The sequence below is a fragment of the Chamaesiphon sp. VAR_48_metabat_403 genome (assembly GCF_031422475.1).
Classification (GTDB): Bacteria; Cyanobacteriota; Cyanobacteriia; order Cyanobacteriales; family Chamaesiphonaceae; genus Chamaesiphon.
In genome coordinates this window covers 1-1,603 of sequence record NZ_JANPLS010000346.1, presented here as the reverse complement: position 1 = coordinate 1,603, position 1,603 = coordinate 1, and the positions used below count along the sequence as shown (strand labels likewise).

The window sequence follows — 1,603 nt, the reverse complement described above, 5'->3', positions numbered from 1 at the left end:
CGCAGCATAGGCAGTCGAATTTCTGGCTCTTTTACCAGCAGTAAAATTTAATTCGACTAATGATAAACGTTCGATCGGATCGATAATTAATGATTTAGCTATATTTAAGTGTCCGACTACATCAAACAACTGTCGATCTATACTAAGATCTGCACAGCTTTGTTGAATTAACCTGCCAATTTTGAGATGAGTTAGTTGTTGGCGATCGTCAGGAATTAGTGAATAAGCTGCTTGCTGGACGCGATCGTGCAAAAACCGATAAACTGGATTAGCCGATTCATTAGACTCTAGGCGATCGCCAGATTTGGTGAAGAACTTATAGATTTCGGTGGTGGGAATTAGGAAATTTTCTGTCAATCCTTGCCATAAGATGGCGGCGGTATCTTCCACAGATTGTTCTAAGACGATCGCGAGAGTATGAAGATCGAATCTTGCCCCAATACAGGCAGCTAAAGCCATTGCCGATTGAGTTTCGATCGGTAATTTTTGTAATTGCAATGCCATGAATTCTACCACATCGTCGGTAACCGCTAAGGCTCTAACTTTAGCCAGATCGCATTGCCAGCCGCCAACTTGAAGATCGCGATCGAGCCGTTTAAAACTAATTAGTCCATCTTCATATAATGCTTTTAGAAATTGGGTGGCAAAAAATGGATTACCTTTGGTTTTAAGATTGACTAGTTCTGCCAACGGTTGCGCTACGAGTAAATCGCACTTTAATGTATCGGCAATTAACTGATTTAAATCGACTTGATTGATGGGTGCGAGCGTAATTGTCTCGACGCTAACTCCAGTTTTGGCGATTTCGGTTGTTGCTAAAATTGCTGGATGAATTGGTGAGACTTCATTATCTCGATAAGCTCCTAATACCAATAAATACTCGCTATCTTCCATCAACGATTGGAGTAAATTTAAAGATGCTAAATCTGCCCATTGCAAATCGTCGAGAAATAATACCAGCGGATGTGCAGCGGTGCAAAATAAGCCGACAAACTTTTGCATTAATAAATAGAATCGTTGCTGTGCCGCACTACCAGCTAATTCTGCTACTGGGGGCTGCTTACCAATAATCCGTTCTAGTTCGGGAATGACATCGATGAGTACCTGTCCGTTATCGCCAACTACTGCGAGAATTTGGTTTTGGCGATCTTGCAGTTGTGCTGGTGATTCTGCGAATAATTGTCCTATTAAATTGCGGAAGGCTTGGACGAAAGCAGAAAAGGGAATATTGCGCCCAAATTGGTCGTATTTACCCTGAATAAAATAACCCCGCTGACGGACGATCGGTTTATGAACTTCTTTAATAACTACAGTTTTACCGATACCCGAATAGCCTGCGACCAAAACGATCTCGGTTTTACCACTACTACTAACTCTATCAAAAGCCGCTAATAAGGTATTAACTTCTGGCTCTCGACCGTAGAGTTTTTCACAAATCAGAAAGCGATCGCTCGGATCGCGATCTCCTAGATTGAATAAGCCAATTTTGCCCGACTGTTGCAACTGGTTCAAGCAAAGCTCCAGATCGTGTTTCAATCCTAATGCATTCTGATAGCGATCTTCAGCATTTTTGGACATTAACTTACGAACCAGCTCGGAAATC

At 41.9% G+C, this 1,603-nt stretch carries 1 protein-coding gene; it reads right to left on the bottom strand.

Annotated elements, in window-relative coordinates; genetic code table 11:
• The coding region (locus RMO79_RS16755; protein WP_396136618.1) for an ATP-binding protein at nucleotides 1–1,603 on the bottom strand (1,603 nt) is incomplete at both ends.